The 22,522-nt window shown below is 59.4% G+C and carries 19 protein-coding genes and 1 pseudogene; 2 read left to right on the top strand and 18 right to left on the bottom strand.

The features are described 5' to 3' along the window. The 3 genes and pseudogenes from hldE to msbA all read right to left on the bottom strand — a co-directional run bounded on the left by hldE (position 1) and on the right by msbA (position 3,873). Positions 1-1,425 (bottom strand): bifunctional D-glycero-beta-D-manno-heptose-7-phosphate kinase/D-glycero-beta-D-manno-heptose 1-phosphate adenylyltransferase HldE, encoded by a 1,425-nt coding sequence (hldE, locus tag FQ185_RS07020; RefSeq protein WP_149416881.1) that lies wholly within the window; start codon positions 1,423-1,425, stop codon positions 1-3. 102 nt (positions 1,426-1,527) lie between these two features. Next, positions 1,528-1,990 (bottom strand): annotated as a pseudogene (locus FQ185_RS07015) (sulfotransferase family 2 domain-containing protein); the annotation flags it as partial. An 80-nt stretch (positions 1,991-2,070) separates the two neighbouring features. Next, the gene (msbA, locus tag FQ185_RS07010; RefSeq protein ID WP_149416880.1) at positions 2,071-3,873 is read right to left on the bottom strand and encodes a lipid A export permease/ATP-binding protein MsbA; all 1,803 of its coding nucleotides are present in this window, start codon (positions 3,871-3,873) and stop codon (positions 2,071-2,073) included. Between the two features lie 155 nt (positions 3,874-4,028). On the opposite strand from msbA, the gene FQ185_RS07005 reads away from it, so the two are divergent. Then, on the top strand, positions 4,029-5,891 hold the full coding sequence (locus FQ185_RS07005; protein WP_149416879.1) for a bifunctional O-antigen ligase/aminoglycoside phosphotransferase family protein: 1,863 nt from the start codon (positions 4,029-4,031) through the stop codon (positions 5,889-5,891). Beyond that, positions 5,891-7,114 carry an acyltransferase gene (locus FQ185_RS07000; protein WP_149416878.1) on the top strand — a complete coding sequence of 408 codons (1,224 nt, stop codon included), beginning with the start codon at positions 5,891-5,893 and terminating at the stop codon, positions 7,112-7,114. Before FQ185_RS07005 ends, FQ185_RS07000 begins: the two co-directional genes overlap by 1 nt. 4 nt (positions 7,115-7,118) lie before the next feature. On the opposite strand, the gene FQ185_RS06995 is transcribed toward FQ185_RS07000, so the two are convergent. From FQ185_RS06995 to waaC, 15 genes are all read right to left on the bottom strand, one after another. Further along, positions 7,119-7,742, bottom strand: a complete 624-nt coding sequence (locus tag FQ185_RS06995) for a CatB-related O-acetyltransferase (protein WP_149416877.1) — start codon at positions 7,740-7,742, stop codon at positions 7,119-7,121. Between the two features lie 2 nt (positions 7,743-7,744). Continuing rightward, entirely contained in the window at positions 7,745-8,629 is an 885-nt protein-coding gene (locus tag FQ185_RS06990; protein ID WP_149416876.1) for a glycosyltransferase, read from the bottom strand. Beyond that, complete coding sequence (locus FQ185_RS06985) at positions 8,626-9,780, bottom strand: glycosyltransferase family 4 protein (protein ID WP_149416875.1); 1,155 nt, start codon at positions 9,778-9,780, stop codon at positions 8,626-8,628. The genes FQ185_RS06990 and FQ185_RS06985 overlap by 4 nt, the downstream gene beginning before the upstream one ends. Next, complete coding sequence (locus FQ185_RS06980; protein WP_149416874.1) at positions 9,777-10,661, bottom strand: DUF6625 family protein; 885 nt, start codon at positions 10,659-10,661, stop codon at positions 9,777-9,779. The genes FQ185_RS06985 and FQ185_RS06980 overlap by 4 nt, the downstream gene beginning before the upstream one ends. A 52-nt stretch (positions 10,662-10,713) precedes the next feature. Then, positions 10,714-12,147 carry a PIG-L deacetylase family protein gene (locus FQ185_RS06975; protein WP_149416873.1) on the bottom strand — a complete coding sequence of 478 codons (1,434 nt, stop codon included), beginning with the start codon at positions 12,145-12,147 and terminating at the stop codon, positions 10,714-10,716. Positions 12,148-12,155: 8 nt separating this feature from the next. Continuing rightward, positions 12,156-13,052, bottom strand: coding sequence for an antimicrobial resistance protein Mig-14 (locus tag FQ185_RS06970; RefSeq protein ID WP_149416872.1), 897 nt, complete (start codon positions 13,050-13,052; stop codon positions 12,156-12,158). Beyond that, on the bottom strand, positions 13,052-14,182 hold the full coding sequence (locus tag FQ185_RS06965; RefSeq protein WP_149416871.1) for a glycosyltransferase: 1,131 nt from the start codon (positions 14,180-14,182) through the stop codon (positions 13,052-13,054). Before FQ185_RS06965 ends, FQ185_RS06970 begins: the two co-directional genes overlap by 1 nt. After that, positions 14,166-15,923 carry a carbamoyltransferase gene (locus tag FQ185_RS06960; protein ID WP_149416870.1) on the bottom strand — a complete coding sequence of 586 codons (1,758 nt, stop codon included), beginning with the start codon at positions 15,921-15,923 and terminating at the stop codon, positions 14,166-14,168. Before FQ185_RS06960 ends, FQ185_RS06965 begins: the two co-directional genes overlap by 17 nt. A gap of 173 nt (positions 15,924-16,096) precedes the next feature. Then, entirely contained in the window at positions 16,097-16,432 is a 336-nt protein-coding gene (locus FQ185_RS06955; protein ID WP_149416869.1) for a YceK/YidQ family lipoprotein, read from the bottom strand. 166 nt (positions 16,433-16,598) lie between these two features. Continuing rightward, positions 16,599-18,050, bottom strand: coding sequence for a lipopolysaccharide kinase InaA family protein (locus FQ185_RS06950; RefSeq protein ID WP_149416868.1), 1,452 nt, complete (start codon positions 18,048-18,050; stop codon positions 16,599-16,601). Next, positions 18,050-18,802 carry a lipopolysaccharide kinase InaA family protein gene (locus FQ185_RS06945; RefSeq protein ID WP_149416867.1) on the bottom strand — a complete coding sequence of 251 codons (753 nt, stop codon included), beginning with the start codon at positions 18,800-18,802 and terminating at the stop codon, positions 18,050-18,052. The genes FQ185_RS06950 and FQ185_RS06945 overlap by 1 nt, the downstream gene beginning before the upstream one ends. Further along, on the bottom strand, positions 18,799-19,533 hold the full coding sequence (locus FQ185_RS06940) for a lipopolysaccharide kinase InaA family protein (RefSeq protein WP_149416866.1): 735 nt from the start codon (positions 19,531-19,533) through the stop codon (positions 18,799-18,801). Before FQ185_RS06940 ends, FQ185_RS06945 begins: the two co-directional genes overlap by 4 nt. Next, positions 19,533-20,339, bottom strand: coding sequence for a lipopolysaccharide core heptose(I) kinase RfaP (gene rfaP, locus FQ185_RS06935; RefSeq protein ID WP_149416865.1), 807 nt, complete (start codon positions 20,337-20,339; stop codon positions 19,533-19,535). The genes FQ185_RS06940 and rfaP overlap by 1 nt, the downstream gene beginning before the upstream one ends. Next, positions 20,339-21,460, bottom strand: a complete 1,122-nt coding sequence (locus tag FQ185_RS06930; protein WP_149416864.1) for a glycosyltransferase family 4 protein — start codon at positions 21,458-21,460, stop codon at positions 20,339-20,341. Before FQ185_RS06930 ends, rfaP begins: the two co-directional genes overlap by 1 nt. Beyond that, on the bottom strand, positions 21,460-22,521 hold the full coding sequence (waaC, locus tag FQ185_RS06925; protein ID WP_149416863.1) for a lipopolysaccharide heptosyltransferase I: 1,062 nt from the start codon (positions 22,519-22,521) through the stop codon (positions 21,460-21,462). Before waaC ends, FQ185_RS06930 begins: the two co-directional genes overlap by 1 nt. Position 22,522: the final 1 nt, after the last annotated feature.

Raw genomic sequence — 22,522 nt, 5'->3', positions numbered from 1 at the left:
TTACTCGGACTGTCGGATCTTCTCGACAATCGCGGTGGTCGAACTGTTTTCTACCAGCCCCAGCACTTTCACGGTCCCGCCGTAAGCAGTCACGATGTCCGCACCCACCACCTGCTCGATCCCGTAATCGCCGCCCTTGACCAGCACATCCGGCTTGACCTCGCGCAGCAGGTTCTGCGGGGTGCCTTCAGGGAAGCTGATCACCCAATCCACCGCCCCCAGACCTGCGAGTACGGCCATGCGCCGGTCGACGCTGTTGATCGGGCGACCCGGCCCTTTCAGGCGGCTCACCGAGGCATCGTCGTTGACCGCAACGATCAGACGATCGCCTTGGGCGCGCGCCTGTTCGAGGTAGGTCACGTGGCCGGCATGCAGGATGTCGAAGCAGCCGTTGGTGAAGACGATCTTCTCTTTATGCGCACGCGCATCGTCGACCGCCAGCAATAGCTGCTCAAGACCCAGCACACCGCGCTCCGAACCTTCTTCACGCTGGATGGCGCGACGCAGCTCCGGCGCACTGATGGCCGCCGTACCGAGTTTGCCGACCACGATGCCCGCCGCCAGATTGGCCAGGGCCACCGCATGAGGCAGTTCTTCGCCAGCAGCAATCGCCGCCGCCAGGGTGGAAATCACCGTGTCGCCGGCGCCGGTCACGTCGAACACTTCTCGGGCACGGGCCGGCAGGTGCAGCGCCGGATGATCCGGACGCAACAGGGTCATGCCGTGCTCGCCACGGGTCACCAGCAACGCGCCGAGGTCGAGGTCGTGCATCAACTGCGCGCCCTTGCTCACCAGCTCGTGCTCATCGGCGCAACCACCGACGATGGTTTCGAATTCGCTGAGGTTCGGCGTGATCACGCTCGCACCGCGGTAGATAGAGAAGTCCTTGCCCTTGGGATCGGCCAGCACCGGAATGCCACGGGCACGGGCGGCCTGGATCAGCACCTGATGGTTTTTCAGCGCGCCTTTGCCATAGTCGGACAAGACCAGCACCTTGATGCCTTCGAGCAATTCGTCGACCTGCTCGCCCAGCGCCAAAGCGTCGGTGGCGAAAGGTTCTTCGAAGTCGATACGCAGCAGTTGCTGGTGACGGCTCATGACCCGCAGCTTGACGATGGTCGGCTGGTGGGCGATACGCTGGAACAGCGCCCGCACGCCAGCACCCTTAAGGCTATTGACCAGACTGTCGGCGGCTTCATCGTCGCCGGTCACGCCCACCAGCGAGGCGGGTGCACCGAGGGCGGCAATGTTCAACGCAACGTTGGCGGCACCGCCCGGGCGGTCCTCGATTTGCTCGACCTTGACTACCGGTACCGGCGCCTCAGGGGAAATCCGTGAGGTACCACCATGCCAGTAACGGTCGAGCATGACATCGCCGACCACCAAGACAGGGGCTTGATCGAATCGCGGCATGGACAACTTCATGGAGCAACCCACATACAAAATGAACAGGGGCGCGATATTAACACAGGGTTGGCGTGGGCTTGTGCGACAGCTGCAATGGGATGGTTTGCCAGTGAAAACTGATTATTTATTGAGCAGAAATGCCGACAACTGAAAGCAAACGTCCACCAGTTGCAGATTCTCGGTGTCAATTTCGCACTCCGCTGCCAGCGGCGCCTCATAGGGGTTGTCGATGCTGTTGATGTGGGGCAACACCGCATCGCGGCCCAACTGCTCGCAAACCAGCTGAAAATCCCGCTCCAGGTGTTCTTGATAGCCGATGAAGTCCAGGGCCAGATGCCCCAGGGAATCAGTGAGAAAATCCGTTTGCGCGGCGAAGAGCAGTTGCCGGTGGATCGTCTCCGGGTGCAGCCAGCGACCGACAAAGTCATCGAAGTCGCGATAGTGGCTAACCAGTTTCTGCGCCGCCCGATCTCGCTGGCCCAACTCGTTGCCGCGCAAAAAAAGCGTAAGCCGAGTAAGCCCTTTCCAGAGGATCGCGCACGAAAGCGAATTTGAAACTGGCGGCAAGCTGCTCTGGAAATTGCAAGGATCTGGATACAAACCACCGCACGCATTGCACGCCGGCGGTGCGAGAGGGTGAGCCGGGCTCACCCTCTCTTCGGGTCAGGCGATGTCTGCAGCAGGGGCATCGAGGCCCATGGCGTTCAGTCGGGCGTAGTAGCCGTTATGCGCCAGGAGGTCGGCATGGGTGCCGCGCTCGACAATTCGGCCCTGATCCATGACCAGAATCAGGTCGGCCTTCTCGATGGTCGACAATCGGTGAGCGATCACCAGGGTGGTCCGGCCTTTCATGACCTGATCCAGCGCGGCCTGAATATGCCGCTCGGATTCGGTATCGAGGGCAGAGGTGGCTTCGTCGAGAATCAGCAGTGGTGCGTTTTTCAGCAAGGCCCGGGCAATCGCCAGACGCTGGCGCTGACCGCCGGACAGCAATACGCCGTTTTCACCTACCTGAGTGTCCAGGCCTTCAGGCAGCTGTGCGATGAAGTCCATCGCGTACGCGTCTTTCGCGGCTTTCTCGATGTCTTCACGAGGTGCGCCGGCCAGATCGCCATAAGCAATGTTGTTGGCCACGGTATCGCTGAACAGCGTCACATGCTGTGTCACCTGGGCGATGTGCTTGCGCAGATTCAGCAGTTTGTACTGCTCGACTTCAACGCCATCGATGAGGATTTCGCCTTTATCGTGGTGATAGAAACGCGGAATCAGGTTCGCCAGGGTCGACTTGCCGCTGCCCGAACGCCCCACCAGCGCCACCATTTGCCCGGGCTCGGCCGAGAAGCTGATGTCATCCAGCACCTGACGCTCGGTGCCAGGGTAGGTAAAGCTGAGGTGACGCACGTCCAGACGACCGCTGACGGCATCGCGCTCGACAGTGCCGGTATCGACTTCAGGTTCGACGTCCAGTTGCTCGAAGATACTTTCGGCACCGGCCACACCTTTCTGGATGGTCGAACTGACTTCGGACAATTGACGGATGGGCTTGGGCAGCAGGCCGGCCAGGGTGATGTAGGCAACCATGTCACCGGCGGACGCATCACCGCGCAGGAACAGCACCAGGAACATCAGCACGGCCATGGCGGTGTAAATCACCAGTTGCAGCAGCGGCGTATAGATGGCCCCGGTACGGGTCATGCGCAGCTGTTTGTCGGTGTTGCCCTGGCTGGCATTGAAGAAGCGCTTCTCTTCGTAGACTTCGCCACCGAAGCTGCGAACCACGCGATAACCCTGGATGGTTTCCGAAGCGACGTGAGTCACGTCGCCCATGGCCGCCTGGATTTTCTTGCTCTGCTTGCGGAATTTCTTGCTCGCGGTACTCACCATGACGGCGATCAGCGGCAGGATGGCGACCATCACTAGCGTCAGGCGCCAGTTCATGTACAGCAGCGAGGCGAACAGGAAAATCACCGTCATGCCTTCACGGATTACTACCTTGATCGCATCTGTGGCCGCCCCGGTGACCATGGTCACGTTGAAGGTGATACGCGAAATCAGATGACCCGAGTTATGCTTGTCGAAATAACGGTTAGGCAAAACCAGCAGGTTGTTGAACAACTGCACACGCAGGTCGTGCACCAGCCCGAGGGAAACCTTGGCCAGAAAGTAGTTGCCCAGATAAGATCCCAGACCCTGCCATGCCGCGATCAGGATGATCAGCAACGGCACAGCTTGCAGCAGTTGCAGGTCACGCAGGTAAGGCACGCTTGGAAACAGCACCGCCTCGGGATTGGACAGGCCATCGACGAAATACTTGAGGATGTAGCCCAGCATTGGCTGCGTCGAAGCGAAAATCAGAAAACCGACGATGCTGATCAGGAATAGACTGATGTACGGCCGGACATAGCCGAGCAGGCGGAAGTAGATTTTCAAGCTCGAAGGGCTTGCGGAGAGACTGGAGTCGGTCATATCACGCGAATATCGATAAAAAGGACGCTGACTTTAGCACAGCTTCTTGAGGGTTCTGGCAATCGCATAAAGGCTGGTATTGTGACGCATCAAAATGAATATCAAATGGCCGCTATTTTAAGATGGTCGTTCAACTCAGGAATGAATCTCTCAGCATGCAACTAGGCGGCTTGAACAACACCTCCAATCGAGTCTTCGATTTCATTTGCCTGTGGATCCTTCCGCTCGGTTATTTTTTGCTGCTGTGTGCCTTGTTTTTTTTGCCGGGGCGCGGTCTGCACCACAAGCTTTTTTACGGTTTGTTCAGCATTCCGGCGCTGATAGCGCTGTGCTTGCGCCCGCGAATAGCCAAAGAACTGCTACACGAGCCGATCGTCATTGCGGTGTTGTTGTTCGTGGCGTGGACACTGTTCAGCCTGTGTTGGGGTCCCGGTGACAAACACATCGCCGGCCAGTTCAAACCCCCGTTGCATACCCTGCTGCTGTTCGTCGGCTGCTACCTGCTGGTGCGCTATCGCAGCGAGATCATCCAGCCTCTACTGTTCTGCACCGCGATGGTGGCGCTGATCGCCTCAATCTTTAACCTGTACATGTTTACCCTCATCTATGAACCGGGCTTGCGCATGGTCGGTGGCGGGGCCTTCGACAATCCGCTACTCAGCTCGCACGTATTCGGCTTTTTCTGCACCTACTGGCTAAGCCTGAGCATGACCTGCAAGCGTCGCCAGATACTTTGGCTGAGCATCCCGGCGATGGCGATCATGTTTGGCGCAGTAATCGCCACCGGGTCCAGGACCCCACTGGTTGCACTGACAATGGTCGCGCTCTGGCTGAGCTTCATCTGCTGGAACCGGCGTTCCGTGGCGATGCTTGGCGCCCTGTTCGCCATTGGGGTTGGGGTTATCGTGCTGTTTACGCAAATGATCATTGAACGAGGCGATTCCTATCGCTTCGAACTCTGGCAGCTAGCCCTGCACAAGATTGCCGATCACCCGTGGATCGGTCATGGCTACAACGCCGACCTGACCCTGGACCCCGGCATCGGTTACACCCTGCAGGAGCCCCATAGTTTCGCGCTGGGCGTGCTTTATTACGTCGGTATTTTCGGCCTAGTGCCCTGGCTGTTCTTCCTGGCCCGGGGCTTGCTGAGCAGTTGGCAGTATCGTGTGCAACCGCTGTTCATAATCGCCTCGGCCTGGCTGATATTCGGTATCGGCGCAGGCCTGACCGAGGGAGGCGGGATTATCTCCCGGCCCAAGGAACACTGGTTTCTGCTGTGGATTCCTTTGGCGCTGATCGCCGCGCTGTGCATCAATCAGCGGGCCAGACGCCTGCTGGCCATGCCAATCAAGACGCTGATGCCGAGCGTCTTGCAACAGCTGACTGCCAACGCCCAGGTGATCGAAGAAGATGGCCTGGGCCCCAAAGTCCTGCGCCTGACTGACGGTAGCTTCCTCAAGCTGTTTCGTCGTCGCCGCTGGTACACCTCGGGCAGTTTCAACCCTTACTCCGAACGCTTTGCCGTCAACAGCGTGCAATTGCGCAACATGGGCATCCCGACACCGCAGATCCTTCACGTGTATCGGCTCGAAGACGGCAGCAGCGCCGTGCACTACTCGCCGTTACCGGGCAATACGCTGCGCCAGGTGCTGCAAGGCCTTACCGCCTCGGCAGTGCGCCAGGCGCTGGTGGAGCGTTTCGGCAAGTTCATGGCTCAATTGCATGAGCAAGGCGTCTATTTCCGCTCACTTCACCTGGGCAACGTGCTGGTGCTGGAGGACGGCGAGTTCGGTCTGATCGATGTGGCTGACATGCGTATCTACCCGTCTTCGCTGGGCCTGTCACTGCGTCAGCGCAACCTGCGCCACATGCAACGCTACACGGTAGATCGGCGCTGGCTGTTCGAAGACCACTTCGAAGCGCTGCTCACCGGATACGCCGCGACGGCATCGAAAGCCGCCGTGGATAACCTGCGCAGGCAAGTGCAGGCCGGGAGTCATCCGGTACGGGCTTATTGATGAGCGAAACCAACCCACTGATTGCGCTGGCGGCCTACCTGATCGCTATCGCGACCGCCGCACTCTTGCTGCGCGCCGTTCCAAAAATCGCCCGCCATCTGGAGCCTTCCGGCGCGGGCCGCTATGCCAGCATCGATGGCCTGCGCGGTTATCTGGCCTTCGGTGTATTTGTGCACCACTCCATCATTACCTGGATCTTCCTGCGCACCGGCGTGATCGATTTTCCGTCGAGCAATGTCTATTCGCAGCTGGGTCAGGGCAGTGTCGCGCTGTTTTTCATGATCACCGGTTTTCTGTTCTGGGACCGATTGCTCACGCAGGGACGCCAACACGACTGGCTGGCCTTTGCGATATCGCGGCTGTTTCGCCTCTACCCGCTATACCTGCCACTGATGCTGATCGTGTTTGTCACGGTGTTCTACTTGCAGGACTGGGAGCTCAAGGAGTCTGGCATCCGACTGATTGGCCAGACGCTGGCCTGGCTGACTTTCGACCGACCGGACGTCAACCAATACCCCCAGACCGGCATGCTGATCTCCAACGTCACCTGGACTCTGGGCTACGAAGTGTTCTTCTATCTGGCCCTGCCGCTGGCCGCCATGGTGTTCATCTATCGCGACAGCTGGCTGCAAGTGGTGTTGTGCCTGATCGGTATCTACACCCTTTATCAGGTAGTCGGCTGGGAGCACTCGCTGAAGAAGCATTTCCTGGCCAGCTTCCTCGGCGGCATCGCGGCCGCGTACTGGATTCGCCGACCGCAGTTGCTAGCCTGGAGCAAGAAACCTTTGGCTGGGATCATCGCGTTGCTGGCTCTGGCGATTGCGTTTACGGCATTCAACCGCGCCTTCAACCTCAAACCCTTGCTGCTGATGTCTGTGTTTTTCGTGATTGTGGCATCCGGAAACACCCTGTTCGGGGCCCTTAGACCGCGCAGCATTCGCTGGCTCGGAGAAATCAGCTACAGCACTTACTTGCTGCATGGCTTTGTTCTCTGGGTACTGGTTCAACGCTTGCCGCTGGTGCTGGAGCTGGACGCTCGGGAAACCTGGATCTTCCTGCCGTTGTTCGCCCTGTGCAGCTGTCTGCTGATCATCATCAGCAGCCTGACATTCCTGTACATCGAGAAGCCGGGTGTCAATGCGGGCAAGAAAACCCTGCAGTGGCTACGTCAAAACAGGAAAGGCCAGAAAAAACTTCCAGCGAAGGCCGCTCAACAGCGTTGAGCGATCACCGCGGTTGCCGCTGACGGGCATAGGCAAGGAAACCTTCGATATCATCGCTGCAGAGCTTGTCGGCCAGGCCGTGCAACTCAGCCTCCGGCCAGTCCCACCAAGCACTATGAAGGAGCAGCAAACGCTGCTCCTCGGGGAAACGCCAACGCAGAAAACGCGCCGGATTGCCTCCGACCACCGAGTAAGGTTCGACATCGCGAGTCACCAGCGCACCCGCCGCGACGATTGCGCCATGCCCCACCGTCACCCCCGAAAGTATCGTGCTGTTGGAACACAGCCACACATCGTTGCCGATGTTCACATCTCCGTTGGTGCCGCTGTAACCGCTGATATGCGAAGCCTGTGCAAGCATTGCCGGGAACGGAAACGTGGTGACCCAATCAGCACGATGATGCCCACCGAGAAAAATCTGCACACCTTCAGCGATCGAGCAATACGCGCCAATGTTCAGCGTCGAACCTTCCTTCCAGTCATGGACATGCGGCAAGCCATAACTGCCACGACCAAAGGCGTACTCCGGGTATTGCAGCTTGAAACGCGCCATACCCCGCTCGATTTTCGGGAGCTTTCGAATCGCTCGCTTTGCGCGTTTTTCCCGATAGCGTTGAATCCAGCCCATGCTCAGTCTTTTTCCAACGGTGAGAAATACAACCGCCCCAGGCCACGCCAGGTCTTTTTGTTCCAGGCCTTGAACGGGATCTGCGCCAGCAACTCACGCGCCAGTTTGCGATCGCGGTTGGCGGTTTTCAGGAACATCGAACTGAGAAACTTGTAGCGCACCTCGTCGTACAGCGGATGGTCGCTGAACAGCGCGTAGGAACGCAGGATGTTATCGATCATGAAGCGGTGGTTCTTGTAGGAGTTGGTGGCGTGCTTGCGATAGCGCGCCATCAGCACATTCAGGCCGTCGATGAAGTAACCGGCACGGGTCACCTTCAATTCGATCAGCAAGTCCTCCAGTCGAATGTTCGGGTCGAACCCGCCTACCTTGTCCAGCGCTTCGCGGCGGATCATCAGGGTCGGTGCCGGCGGATAAGGCTTGCGCTCCAGGAACATGTCATCAAAGTCCAGACGACGGAACGGCACATCGCGGCGCTGACGCTTTTCCGGATAGAGGTTGCCGTCGGCGTCGATCAGCTCGATGTTGCCGGCGCAAATCCCGACTTCTGGCTTGCCATCCATGTACGCGACCTGGGTGGCGATGCGCTCGGGCAACATGATGTCATCGGAACCGAACGGTACGATCAGGCTGCCCCTGGAGCGAGCAATTGCGCCGTTGAGGGTGTTGGTCAGCCCTTGATTCTGCTGGACCTGGAAATCGAATCCGTGTTGCGCCTGCAACACCTTGATCCGCTCGACACTGTCATCGCTGGAACCGTCATCGACCACCAGCAGCTCGATGTTCGAATAAGTCTGGTTGATGACGCTGAGGATGCTTTCCTCGATGTAGGGAGCGTGGTTGTACGACGCGATGATGACGGTAACGATCGGCTGCGCGTCGTTCATTTTTGTTCCTTGCGGGCCTGTTGCAGGCCGGAGTCGATCAGGGTCAGGTATTCCTGGCGGAACACCTCGATGTCGTGTTCTTTCTGGAGGTAACGGAAAGCCTGTTCGCCCTTGGCCTTGAGTTCGTCGTCCGACAGGGCAAGGTAAGTATCCAGCGCCGCGACCAGGCTCGGCACATCCTTCGGTGTAATCGCCAGGCCGCCGGCGCCCTCGATCAACGGCAGCATGGCCGGTACGTTCGAGGCGATCACCGGCAGATGCCCACTCATGCCTTCGAGCAGCGCCAGGCCCAGGCCTTCGGCCAGCGACGGCATGGTCCAGACGTCGAATGCGCGGATGTACTGCAAGGCGATTTCCTTGAAACCCAACAGGTGCGCACGACCGGTCAGGCCCAGGCGTTCGATCTCGGCGGCCAGTTTCGATTCTTCGCGGCCCGCACCGATGATCGCCAGTTGAGTGTTCGGGTATTTGTCCTTGAGCGCGGCAAACGCCTGCAACAGATAAGTGTGCCCCTTGACCGGCACCAACCGGCCCAACGCACCGATCAACCGCACCGACGGATCGATACCCAGCAGCTCACGGGCACGCTCGCGGCTGTGCTGCAAGCCTTCGGCCTGTTCGATGTCGATGGCATTGGTAATGGCGTAGGTGTTCTGGTCGGTGAACCCGCAATCACAATCCAGCAGATACTGTTTGACCGCTGGTGACACACCGACGAAACGCCAGTGGCGATCGATCAGGCGCTGGGTCTGACGGCGCCGGTAAAACCGGTCGTACTCGCCAAAACCGTGGGAAATACCGATGCACAGCGGCACCTTCAACCAGCGATTGAGCGTCAGCATCATGTTCACCGGTTTGAAGCGGTTACAGATCACCACATCGAATTTTTCTGCGCGGCAGAACTTGTACAACTGCCACATGGCACGCAGGCGCATGCCCTTGAGGGACTTGTCGGAAAACTCGAAATACACCGAACGGTCGGCACGGCTCACCGCCTCGCCAGGCCCTGGCTTGCCACGCAAAAATGCGGCGATCACTTCATAGCGATCGCTCGGCAGGGCCTTGACGATCTGCTCGGCAAGGTCGGCAAAGTCATGGGCTTTGACGTTGTAGTCAGGCTGCAATTGCAGAACCTTTGACCGTTGACTCATAACTCTCCCCGGTGAAAACCAGTCGCATCGATGACCCAGGCGGGTTCAGCAGCGATGCGCCTGACCTCCGCCGGATCGGGTTGAGGCAACCGTGACCACTCGTTGCGCTTCCAGCAAACAAAGTGGAAATACGGAAACCGGCGATCGCGATCGCGATCATTAGTTAAACAGCCATTGCGCCAAGACCAGTGGACCGGAAAATCATCTGTGCCGTCATGCCATTTGATGCAACCACCCGGAGTGCTGAACGCCTCGGTGAATTCGCAGCGTCGACGCCACGGGTTGAGCTTGCCCACCAGGGAGAACAAAGGCTCGGGAAAATTTTTGCGCCAGAGGAAGATTCGACTGAATGCACCTTCGTCCAGCGCGTGGTGTTTCTGATCGGTGAACCGCGTTTCCCAGTCCTTGATCTGCATGAACAACTCACGCTTGCGGGCGCTATTCCTCATCAGACAAAGATGCCCGGCAACCCGCCGCTCGTGCGTGGAGAACAGCTCATAAGAGGCGAGCCGATCCGGGGTGAAGTAACTTCGCAGGTCACCATACACCAGATCAATATCGCCGAAGCCCCAGAAATCATAGCCGTCCAAGCGGTCGGCATGAATATGCCCCAGGGCGGGCTTGATGTCGCAGAGCTTGTAAGCATTATCCGGCGCAAAGTCGATATTCAGCCGCTGGGACACCAGCCCACAATAATCGCTGAACATCATCGTCTCGATGGTGACATTGGGCGGCAGATCCTCGGGAATCCCGCAATCACTGAACAGCAACCAATCGATGTCGGCATTGCGACGGCAGCTCTCCAGGAAGAACGGCATCCAGAATGGCCATTGGCCAAAATACGGGATCAGAAACAAAATGCGCGGGCATGGATTGATCACAGAAAAACTCACTAAATGCTAAAAACGCCGCCATGCTAAGCCGCGTTGTACTTCAATTCTGCTTCACAGATGTTTCGCCATGCTTCAGAAGCCAGAACAACTCCTGACGTCTGACCGCCTTGCGAAAGAACTCGTTCTCTCCATAGATGGGCGGCACTCTACCGGCCAAGAGCCACTGCATCAACCGTCGCACGCGCCGCTTGAACGGCATCGGTGGTTGCAAGTCGTGCATCATGCCCAGCGCCATGGCTTTATCGCGCTGAAGACCCAGCGGCATCGGCAGGCAGCAAGGCTGCATTGGCACCGACGAATCGAAGACTGGCGGCAATGCGATGCCATGGCCCGCGTCGCCCATCGGCCAGCGATCGTTGTCGTGCAGATGGTTGGCGTAACCGAGCAATGTGGTCGGCTGCCACTCCAGGCCTCGCAGCGCTTCAAGGACCGCTTCGTGGGCGCAAATGTGGTCTGGATGAGGATCGAGAGTCGGGTGCGGTAACACGATGACTTCAGGGCGCGCACGCAACAGCAACTCGCGCAGATCGGCCAACAGATTGTTCCAGGTCGGCGCACCATCGGCGTCGCCCGGCAAGGCAAAGGGATTCAACTGGCGGAACAATTGAGTGTCGTTCAGATCCGCTTCACGAGAACCCATCGGCTTGGCCGGAGCGGCCTGCATCGCCGCCAGTTGCAGGCAGAAATAGCCCAACTGCACGCAATGGGCTTCGGGCACCCCGGCCCAGCGCGGCACGGTGATACTGTCCCAGGCCCGCAGTCGGCCCTTGAGGCGTGCCGCTTCAGCCTTGTTCAGCCCCAGTTGCTGATAGTGCTCAGCTTCGATTTCACCGGCGGTGAGGGTGACGATCCAGGCTTCGTCTGCCTGACTGTACAAACCGTAGGCCGCCAGCTCCGCATCGTCGGCGTGGGGCGCGATCACCATCACCCGTTGACGACGGTAATCGGGATGTTCGAACGCGCGCAGCACCGGCTCGCCGATCAATCGACAGAAACGCCCGCGCAAACGTAGTTCACCTTGCGACAGAACGTTCGCCTGCCCACTGAGGTTGAGGTAACGCAGGCCATCGACACCGCGCTCAAAGGTTTGTCGGTCCGGATTATCGCCACCCGACAACTCGACCACGGGGTCGATAAAGCGTCCCAGCCAGGTGCTTTTGATCCGTAGTGCCACTACCAGCGTGGCGTTATCGACCAGCATGACGCCGTCATCCAGGCGCAAAAGCTCGCCGTCGAGGTGAACCTTGGGCTGCTGGGTGTACGGTGGAAAGCTGTACTGGTAATCGTCTTTGGGTGAATAAAACAAATGATCGGCAAACCACGCCTCATGGGCGATCCAGCCCAGAACCGCGAGCAACAGCGGCAACCACCAGGCCACCAGCACGCCGATGGCAATCAACAGCACCAGCGCGATCAACAGGCCGATGCGTTTGTTGCGCCGATGGCGCTTGAGCAGTTGCTGTTTGCGGTTCACGGGCTGCCTCATACGGTGAAGACCGGTACAGGATTGCACCAGCGATCCTTGTATTCGCGGTCGGCGCGACCGAAGGAAAAGCGCAAGGGTTTGTCCAGCGCCCGGGCATGCTCCCAGGCGCTTTGGGTATTAAGAAAACTCAACACACTGCCTGGACTGAATTCGCGGGTTTCGGGATCGACGCCGCCATTGATGTACTCGACGCTGATCCACTGCGGCGCCTCGACCCGATACACCAGTTGAATCGCTATCGGCGCATCGTTGAGGAAAATCACCGAGCCGATAAGCAACTCACGCAGCAGCTCGATGACCTCAGCCATGCGCTCGGCCCCTGTCGCCGGAAAACCCCAGCGGCGCTGGAACAAGTCGCAATAGATCGTCGCCAGCTCGCTGCTGGAAAACTCGGAGACCGGTCGCACGACGCCGCCCGCCTCTTCCAGCAATCGCAATTCGCGGCGCTGGTTGTAGCGAAACTTCTTCGACAGCTCTTCGGGTGTACGAGCCATGGCCAGTTGTTCGGCTTGTAACTTGATGCCGGTGAAGCGGCCTTCGCTCAGCGCAGAGAGATAGCGTGCGCGATGACGCAGCGGCGCTTGTGCATCGGCAGCGGCCGGCAGGATGAACTCGGCATTGCCGAGGTCGAACAGACCTTTTTTACCGCGGCGCTTGAGCACATCCTTGGACAGGGCGAGGTCGCGACCCCAGGTCGGGATCGCGGCTTTGACTTCACCGTTTTGCTCCCAGGCCAGATAGCGCACAGGGATATCGGCCAACTGCGCCAGCCGCTCGACCACCATCGGATGAGTCGCGACGCTGCCGCCATAACGGTGCCAGGCCTCGGCATATGTCGGGGCGTCGACTACCATCCATCCACGTTCACGCCAGCCTTGAAATCGGTTGAGCATCAGCCCCTCGGTGCCAGTTCGGAAACGTGTGGCAAACGCCAGAAAGCATCGCGCACCGCGCGGTCGGAGAAACGCTCACGCAAGCGGTCGAGCATCAGCTCGGCGCACTGGCGACGCTGCTGCTCGTCCATCGCGGCCAGATGTTGCAGCCCTTGAGCCAAGTGTTCGGCATCGCCCAGCGGGAACAGAATACCAACGCCCTCGACCACTTCCTTCGCCCCGCCACACGCGGTGGCGAGCAACGGAACGCCGGCGGCCATGGCCTCCAGCAGCACCATGCCGAACGGCTCGTGATCGGAACTCAGGGCAAACACGTCGAAGGCACGAAAGTAACGACGAGCCTCCGGGACCTGGCCGAGGAACAGCACCCGATCGCCGATACCCAGCTCGCGGGCCAGGGCCTTGAGGTTCTGCTCCAGCCGCCCGCTACCGAGAATCACCAGTTGGCTGTTGACGGGCAAACCCGGCAACGCCTCGGCGAAACCGTGCAGCAGCGTGGCCTGGTCCTTGTCCGGATGCAGTCGCCCGACGTTGCCGACAATCCAGGCATCCGCCGCCAGGCCGAGGGTTTCCCGTGCTTCGCGAACCGACACCTGACTGATTTGCAGGTCCTGCACATCAATACGGTTATAGAGCGTCTGAATCCGCCCGGCCGGCCATTTCGGCAGGCAACGACGCATGTCGTCGCGCACCGCATCGGAAACCCCGAGCAGGCTCAGGCGCTTGCGGAAGATATGCGCAAAGAGTTTGCGGGTGCCGCGCTTGTAATCGTCAAAGGCGTGATGCACGCCAATCACCGGCAACGAAGTACCGAGCAAGGCGATATAAACGGGTTTGAAACGGTGAGCAATGCAGAAGCTGAAATCGCGCGAGGCGACGATCTTGCGCAGATCGCCGATGGCGCCCAGCTTCAGGCCACGAATGGCCTTGGAGCTGTATTCCATGAACAACACTTCATCGGAAGCGCAGCTCGCGGCGACTTCGACATTGGCAGCCCCGGTCAGAAACACTGTGGTCACTCGATAACCGGTCCCCGCGAACAGGCTGGCGTACTGCCGTGCGCAGTCCAGAAACGGCCCGTCATAGCCGTGACAAAACTGCAGCACATGGCGTTCAGCCGAGCGTGTCATAAGCGTTGGCGCCCTCTTTGACCACCAGGATGTCTTCCATGATCAGATACTGTAGATCGGAACCGAAGAACATGTTCAGGGCATCCGTCGGCGAGCAGATCATCGGTTCGCCACGACGGTTGAGCGAGGTGTTCAGCGACACGCCATTGCCGGTCAGTACTTCCAGCGCCTTCATCATGTCGTAGTAGCGCGGGTTGTATTCGCGCTTGAGTACCTGGGCCCGGGAGGTGCCGTCTTCGTGCACGACTTCCGGCACGCGGGTCTTCCACTCTTCTGCCACTTCAAAGGTGAAGGTCATGAATGGCGCCGGGTGATCGATCTTGATCATCTGCGGTGCAACGGTGTCGAGCATAGACGGGCAGAAAGGCCTCCAGCGCTCGCGGAACTTGATCTGGTGGTTAATGCGGTCAGCCACGCCGGTGGCGCTCGGGCAACCAATGATCGAACGACCACCCAAGGCACGCGGACCGAACTCCATGCGCCCCTGGAACCAGGCCACCGGGTTGCCGTCGACCATGATCTTGGCGATGTTTTCCGGCATGTTCTCAAGCTTGCGCCATACCGGCTTGCTCGGGTGACGGGCGCACGCAGCCAGTACATCTTCGTTGGTGTAGGAAGGGCCGAGGTAGACGTGTTCCATCTTCTCGACCGGCACGCCACGGGCGTGAGACACATAAGCCGCCGCACCGACCGCTGTACCGGCATCGCCGGACGCAGGCTGAACGAACAGCTCTTTGACGTCATCGCGAGCGATGATTTTCTGGTTCAGCTTGACGTTCAAGGCACAGCCGCCGGCGTAAGCCATTTTGCCGGTTTCCTTGAGCACGTCGCCCAGGTAGTAGTCGATCATCTGCAGCGAGATCTTTTCGAACAGCGCTTGCATGCTCGCGGCGTAGTGGATGTACGGCTCGTCGGCGATGTCGCCTTCGCGCTTGGGCCCCAGCCACTCGATCAACTTCGGCGAGAAGTAGAAACCTTTGCCCTTCTCTTTATAACGACGCAGGCCGATGACGTTAGCGTAGTCGGTGTTGATCACCAGCTCGCCATTCTCGAACGAGGCCAGGCGCGAGAAATCGTATTTGCTGGCATCGCCGTACGGCGCCATGCCCATGACCTTGAACTCACCGTCGAGCATCTCGAAACCGAGGAACTCGGTGATCGCACCGTACAGACCGCCGAGGGAGTCCGGATCGAAAAATTCCTTGATTTTGTGGATCTTGCCGTTTTCGCCGTAACCGAAAAAGGTCGTGGCGTACTCACCCTTGCCATCGATCCCCAGGATCGCGGTTTTCTCTTTGAAACCGGAGCAGTGGTAGGCGCTTGAGGCGTGTGCCAGGTGATGCTCGACCGGCTCGATCTTGATTTTCTTCGGATCGAAGCCCAGTTGCTCAAGGCACCAGACGATCTTGTTGCGATAGCGCTTGTAGCGACGGTTACCCATCAGGATCGCGTCGAGCGCGCGGTCCGGGGCGTACCAGTAACGCTTGGCGTAGTGCCAGCGAGCCTTGCCGAACAGGCTGATCGGCGCGAATGGAATCGCTACCACATCAACATCGGACGGCTTGATACCGGCCTGCTCGAGGCAGAACTTCGCCGACTCATAAGGCATGCGGTTCTTTGCATGTTTATCGCGCACAAAGCGCTCTTCCTCAGCTGCCGCGACCAGCTTGCCGTCGATGTACAAGGCTGCGGAAGGATCATGGCTAAGGGCGCCGGACAGGCCAAGAATCGTCAATGCCACAGGGGTCTAGCCTCTTTAGTCTGCATGCAGGCGCAACGCGCCTCAAAGATGAATGTGCCTTCGCAAGGGGCGCGAGGCAGCTAAAGGGCGGGATTATAGCGTAAACATGGCGGGAATGACCCAGCGCATATTACCCCCGTAAAGATGATCCGGGCGAAAGCAGGCGGCATTGCTCATCCGCGGCCTGACCTCCAGTAAATGCTGAGATTGCCGTCGGCAGCCTGGCGGTAAACCGTATAGGGCAGGAGGACGGTATCGAAAACACCCGACAGGGTGAAATCCATTAATACGAACGGCAAAAGAATACCCGTGGGATCAGGCGCTGCGTTCAATACGCAAAAGTCGTAGGCCAGGCCGCTGTAGATGCGCGGGATGGATTGACAGTAGGTCTTTTGCTTTCTAAGGCTACGAGCCGCATCCTCGTCATCCTGCAGCACCGTAACAGCGGTCCCGCAGCCTGATAAAACCAGTGCACAAGCGCTCAGTAACATCATCATTTTTATCGTCAAAATCTGCCCTCCGTGAACGTAAGGCAAACTAGCATCGCGGCTATTCAGGGCACAGTTCACGGGCTCTGTAGATCATGTAGGACGATTCATAAAAACCTGTCCCCATGACATCGAAAAGCCCGCACAAGGCGGGCTCGGTACTACAGGGTTGTGGGCAAGTTCCGACTTACGCGGCGTTGTCGGCATTTTTGGGAAGTCGCTGATCAATGACCTGATACAGTGCACTGCTCTCAGGCCAGTTACGCATGAACCTTGCCCGATCCCGCGCATAGGCCGGGGCGAAGCTGCTGAGCGAGGCGTGCTGACACATCGAATCCAGATCAATCAGCGCCCAGCGATCATCCTGCCAGAACAGGTTATGCCCCTTGAAATCTCCGTGACTGATCCGTTCGCCAATCAGTTCGGCAAACAAATGATCCAGCGCCAACAACTCGGCCTCGGGCGCATCGCCGCTCTCAATGTAAGGGGCAAAGCGCTCAATGATGTCCGGCCCAGGCAAATACTCGGTCACCAGATAAGCCCGACTGCGCAGCCACAGAAAACGCTTCTCCAGCAACGCCAAAGGCTTGGGCGTGGCAATACCGAGGAACGCCAGCCGATTGCCTTCGCGCCAGGAATGCCAGGCCCGGCTCGGGCGCCAAAAGCGCTTGAGCCAGTGGGCAAAACCTTTGATGTTGTAGCGTTTGATGACCAGCGTACGGCCGCCCACCTCAACCTTGCCAACGCTCGCCGCGCCGCCGGTCTTGTACAGATGGCCCTGATCGAGCAAGGCATCGGCCTGCTCCAGTACAGGCTGCATCGCCGCGTCTTCCTCGCGGCGAATCGCCCGCAAACCGAACGCTCCGCGCTGGACGCTGAACAGCGTGCATTCGCGACCGACCTTGATCAGAAAGTCTTTGAGGCGCCAAGTGCGAACCTTGTTGATCTGCTTCTGCAACGCTTCCATCGGCAAGGCATGCTCGCCGTTGCTCAACAGGTAATACACCAGCAACTCTTCAGTGTGGGGCTCCAGCGACTTGGGCAACTGGGCGAAAAACACGCCGAGATTCTCCAGGACTTTCTGCCGCGACAACGGCTGACCCGGCGCTTCGGCGCAGATCCCCGCGCCATCGATCAAATACAGCCGACCGCCCTGACGCAGCAGGTTGTCCAGATGCAGGTCTTCCTGCCACAAGCCCTTGCGGTGCAGCTGACCAATCGCACCCAGCGCATCAGCCAATACCGCCGATTGCTCATCCGCCAGCATCGGCAGGTGCTCGACCTGTTTCCAGGCATCCCCGAGGCTCTCGGCACCTTCAAGGAAATCGAACAGCAGCCAACCGCCTTCGCCGTCCTTCAAGCCATCTGCCAACAGTTGCGGCGTAGTCAGGCCTTGGGCAGCAAGTAACCGCACGCCTTGCAGTTCCCGCTGAAAATGCCGCGCCGCTTTGCTGCCGACCAACAACTTGGCCAGCACCGGCCGCCCACGCCAGACGCCCGCGCCAACATAGCGCTGCCCGGGCAACACCCGCAGCAAACTGAGCAACTGCAATTCGGCAGGCCCGGCGGCATCGGCCAGTGAAATATTCAGCGGCAGGTTCGGACTGCGACCCGCTTTTTTCAGCTCGGACAAATGCATCAACGCGTCTCCTTGTGACTGCGCCGCGCGGTCAGTCGCTCCAGCCAGCTGTCGATCAGCGAACTGTCCTGCGATTGATCCAGATAGGCGGCCAGCAGCTCGCGCAACTGCGCTTCGCTCCACTCCGGCGCCCGACGCAGCAACGGTTCCAGATCCTTGGCCCGGTCACGCTGACCGAACAGCAACGGACGGGTCTTTTCCAGGTCGATCAGTTGGGCCTGATAGCCGTCGCCGGTGGCGTGGAGAAATATGTGCTTGGGGTAAAAGCAACCGTGAACCTGACGTGCGCCGTGCAGGCGTCGAGCCAGTTGACCACTGGCCTGCAGAATCGCCGAGTGCTGCGCCGCGCTCAGATCCGACCAGCGCTGCAACAGCGAATCCAGGTCATCCCAACCATCAAGGGCGCGAGTCAGCAGAACAGCCCGGACTTCGCCATTGACCTTGCGCTCGCCAAAGAACGCAGCCTTCAGTGCCGGGATACCGAGCTTTTCATAGCGAGTGATGTTGCGAAACTCGCGGGCAAAACTCGGTTCACCCAAGGGGGCATGCAGGGTGCGCATCTGGTAGTTGCTTTGACGCTTGAGGTAGTAGCCATAACCTTCCAGATCCAGTCGAAACACGCTGCTCCAGCCACCGCGAAGGGTGTTGGGCTCATCCACAGCATCGAGCTGCTTGGCCCAGAGTGCGTCGAAGGTGCCGAGGCCGTGACGCTCAAGCAGCGCACGGTCTTCAGCGGCCAGAAAATCAGTCATTCGCGCCCCTCGAAAAATCTCACCACGTGCCGGATCCGTTTTTTGTCGGCCGCATTGAGCCGGGTCCGTTGGCGATACTGCAGGTAAAAGCGCAACCGCTGGGTGGCCGACAGTTGATACTTGGCGACCTTGTCCAGGCACGCCAGGTCCTTGGTGATGCGGTACTTGAGCCAGAAGCCGCGCCAGAAATCGCCGTTGGGGCAGTCGATCAGGAACAGCCGCGCCTGATCGTCGATCAACAGGTTGCGCCACTTCAAATCGTTATGGGTGAAGCGATGGTCGTGCAGGGTCCGGGTGTAATCGGCCAGCTGTCGACTGACGGTGTCGACCCAGGCGCGGTCCGCCAGCTTCGGATCATGCCGTTCGGCCAGGACGGACAAGTCTTCGGTATTGGGCAACTCACGAGTAATCATCGCCCCGCGATCGTACGCCGCGCCGCGCCGCTCCAGGCCCCAGGCCACCACTTCAGCGGTGGGAATGCCCCACTTGGCGAAGCGCTTGAGATTCTGCCATTCGGCTTTCACCCGGGGTTTGCCCAGGTAACGGCGCAGGCCTTTGCCGGCGCCGACGTAGCGTTTGACGTAATAGTTGACGCCATTGCGCTCGACGCGGATGACTTCGGACAACGGGTCACGGGTCAGGCGCTCGCCCTGAAGTGCAAATACAGCCTCAAGACTGCCGAAATCTTCTGCCAGATCACTGTAAGCAGGTTCCAGTCTCCAGCCCGACATCAGAGCGCATCCCCATATCGCTGTTTACGTTCGTAGAGCTTGTTGGCTTTACCTTCGAGCCAGGCAAGCAACCCGGCTTCTTCACCCAGGATCTGACGCAAGGGCTTCTGGAAATAACCCTTGAGAAAACGCAGTTTGTCGCGACGGGTCAGGCCAATGTCCAGCGCCGAAAAATACAGCGCCGCCAAGTCCTTGTTGCGCCAGCGCTGGGTGATCGTCGGGCGGGTCTGGGCGCGGTGCAGGTCGATCACCGAGAGTTTGAAGTCGTCGGCCGTCACCGGCTTATCGGTATGCAGCAGGAAGTGGCAAATGTAGCAGTCACGGTGATTGACCCCGGCGCGGTGCATCATGCCGGTCATGCGCGCGACTTCGGCGATCAGTGCACGCTTGAGTTTGGGCTCCGGCGGTTGCTTGACCCAGTTAATGCTGAAATCTTCGAGACTGACGGTGGGCGCCAGTTCTTCGGTGACGATGAACGAATGCTGGTCCGCCGGGTTGCTGCCCTTCTCGCCGTACGCAACGGCGGTCATGGTCGGCACGCCGACTTCTTGCAGACGCTTGATGGCCTTCCACTCCTGGCCGGCACCGAGCACCGGCAGCTTGGCGGTGAGCAGGTTCTTGAAGATCTCGCCCCAGCCGATGCCACGGTGGATTTTCACAAAAAACCCGTTGCCGTTCACTTCAGTGCGCAACGTACGGCGCGCTTCCAGTTCACGGTACACCTCGCCCTGCAAGCCCTCGACTTCGGCGAACGGGTCGCGTCCGGCCCAGAGGCTCTTGAACGGTTCAGCCAGCATCAACTTCATTAAGCGTGCTCCGCCAGAATCACATCGGCCGCGTGCTGCGGCATGCTATAGAGATCGGCCGTCTCGGCAAAGGCCAGACCGTTGCGGCTCCAGGCCGCCCGTGTTTGAGCGTCGTTCAGCATGCCGGTCAGGTACTGCGTCAGTTGCGCCTGATCGAAAGGTTCGTCCAACACCAGACCGGCGTCAGCCTCGGCAATGTAATGAGCGTAACCACAGACCGCACTCACCAGTACCGGCAATCCGGCCACCAGGGCTTCGAGCAACACGGTCCCGGTATTTTCGTTGTACGCCGGGTGGATCAACAGATCGGCACCGAGCAGGAAACGCGGAATATCGCTGCGCCCCTTGAGGAACGTCACGTTGTCGCCGAGCCCCAATGCGGCGCTCTGCATCTGGAATAATTTGGGGTCGTCCTGGCCAATTACAAATAGCCGGGTGCGTTTCTTCAGATCAGCGGGCAACGCGGCCAGCGCTTTAAGGCTGCGATCAAGGCCCTTGGTCTTGAACCCTGAGCCGATTTGCACCAACAACAGCTCATCGTCTTTCAGGTTGAACTCGCGACGGAATTCGGCGCGGATCTCGGCGGCGTTGGCCGGCGCGCGACGGTCTTGAGAGATACCCGGCGGCAGCAGATGGAAGCGTTCCAGCGGGGTGTCGTAATGCTTGATGAACAGCGGTTGCTGGACTTCGGAAATCATCAGCACTTCAGTCTTGGCGTCCTTGGCGAACACCGCGCGCTCGTACTCGGCGAAGTGCCGGTAGCGGCCCCAGCGCCGGTACAGCGAGTTGCGCAGGTTCTGCGCCTTGTCTTCGAAGCAACCGTCGGCTGCGTAGTAGACGTCCAGCCCCGGCATTTTGTTGAAACCGATCAAACGGTCCACTGGACGCTTGGCCAGATCGGCCTCCATCCACTCGCTGAGTTTCTCGTTGCGTCGATGGTTGAAGAACGCCTTGACCGGCGCCACCAGCACTTCGAAACCGGGTGGAATATCGCCTTCCCAGATCAGCGTGTAGACGCGAATCTGGTGGCCGCGCTGCTGACATTCCAGGGCGATGCGCATGAAGTCACGCTGCAAGCCGCCAAAGGGAAAATACTTGTATAGGACAAAAGCCAATTGCATCAGCGCAGCTCCTCAGCCAGTAACAACGTGCTCAGTCGGCTCGCAACACGCTGGGGATTCAGACGCGTGAAGCACAGGGGCCACTCGCGTTTCAGGTCGAACTGACGGGCGTCTTCGGCCGTCGGTTGATAGGTGCATTTCTTTTGCAGGCACGGCGCGCAGGGGAAATCGCTGGCCATGTGAATCTGCGATTTGCCATAAGCGCCGGTCAGGCCTGGATTGGTCGGCCCGAACAGCGACAGCGTCGGCACGTCCAGCGCCGCCGCCAGATGACCGAGACCGGTGTCTACCGCCACACAGGCTTGCGCACCGGCCAGCACTTTGCCGACGCCTGCCAGGTTCAGCTTGGGCAGCACTTCGACGTGTTTCAGGTCTTTGGCGATGCGCTCTGCCCGGGCTTTCTCGAGCGGATTGCCCCACGCAAGCTTCACTCCAACCCCCAGATAGCCGACGCGTTCGGCCAGCTCGCGCCAGTAGGCTTCGGGCCAGTGTTTGGTGTCCCAGGTGGTGCCGTGCAGGAACAGCACGTACGGATTCTTGCGCGGCAGCTCTACCAGCCGCTCGACGTTCAGGCCGTAATCGCCAAGGCCTTTGGGCAGGTCGTAGCCCAGCGCGATGGCGAACAATTGACGCACTCGTTCGACAGCGTGCTGACCACGGGCAACAGCCAGACGTCGATCATAGAAGCGTGCGGCGATCGGCTCCCGTGCCGAACGCTTATCGAGGCCGGCCACCGGGGCTTTGACATAACGGGTCAGCAACGCGCTTTTCAGCAGGCCCTGGGCATCAATCACCAAATCGTACTGTGTCGCGCGAACGCTTTGCTTGAAGCGCTTCCACTCGCCACTTTTAATGGTCTGCCAGATGTTCTTGCGCCAGCGACGGATCGCCACCGGAATCACCTTGCCCACGGCCGGGTGCCAGGTCGGGATTTCGGCGAAACCTTCTTCCACCACCCAGTCGAACGTGATGCCGGGGATCGCCCGCGCCGCGTCGGTCAACGCCGGCAACGCGTGAATCACGTCGCCCAGCGAAGAAGTCTTGATCAGCAGTACCCGCAAA

It is taken from the genome of Pseudomonas sp. ANT_H12B (assembly GCF_008369325.1).
Lineage (GTDB): Bacteria > Pseudomonadota > Gammaproteobacteria > Pseudomonadales > Pseudomonadaceae > Aquipseudomonas.
This window is presented reverse-complemented; position numbering and strand designations above follow the sequence as displayed.

Bases quoted from the DNA above. Each gene is read 5' to 3' on its own strand.
- hldE (WP_149416881.1), bottom strand. From the start codon at position 1,425: ATGAAGTTGTCCATGCCGCGATTCGATCAAGCCCCTGTCTTGGTGGTC.
- msbA (WP_149416880.1), bottom strand. From the start codon at position 3,873: ATGACCGACTCCAGTCTCTCCGCAAGCCCTTCGAGCTTGAAAATCTAC.
- FQ185_RS07005 (WP_149416879.1), top strand. From the start codon at position 4,029: ATGCAACTAGGCGGCTTGAACAACACCTCCAATCGAGTCTTCGATTTC.
- FQ185_RS07000 (WP_149416878.1), top strand. From the start codon at position 5,891: ATGAGCGAAACCAACCCACTGATTGCGCTGGCGGCCTACCTGATCGCT.
- FQ185_RS06995 (WP_149416877.1), bottom strand. From the start codon at position 7,742: ATGGGCTGGATTCAACGCTATCGGGAAAAACGCGCAAAGCGAGCGATT.
- FQ185_RS06990 (WP_149416876.1), bottom strand. From the start codon at position 8,629: ATGAACGACGCGCAGCCGATCGTTACCGTCATCATCGCGTCGTACAAC.
- FQ185_RS06985 (WP_149416875.1), bottom strand. From the start codon at position 9,780: ATGAGTCAACGGTCAAAGGTTCTGCAATTGCAGCCTGACTACAACGTC.
- FQ185_RS06970 (WP_149416872.1), bottom strand. From the start codon at position 13,052: ATGCTCAACCGATTTCAAGGCTGGCGTGAACGTGGATGGATGGTAGTC.
- FQ185_RS06965 (WP_149416871.1), bottom strand. From the start codon at position 14,182: ATGACACGCTCGGCTGAACGCCATGTGCTGCAGTTTTGTCACGGCTAT.
- FQ185_RS06950 (WP_149416868.1), bottom strand. From the start codon at position 18,050: ATGCATTTGTCCGAGCTGAAAAAAGCGGGTCGCAGTCCGAACCTGCCG.
- FQ185_RS06945 (WP_149416867.1), bottom strand. From the start codon at position 18,802: ATGACTGATTTTCTGGCCGCTGAAGACCGTGCGCTGCTTGAGCGTCAC.
- FQ185_RS06940 (WP_149416866.1), bottom strand. From the start codon at position 19,533: ATGTCGGGCTGGAGACTGGAACCTGCTTACAGTGATCTGGCAGAAGAT.
- rfaP (WP_149416865.1), bottom strand. From the start codon at position 20,339: ATGAAGTTGATGCTGGCTGAACCGTTCAAGAGCCTCTGGGCCGGACGC.
- FQ185_RS06930 (WP_149416864.1), bottom strand. From the start codon at position 21,460: ATGCAATTGGCTTTTGTCCTATACAAGTATTTTCCCTTTGGCGGCTTG.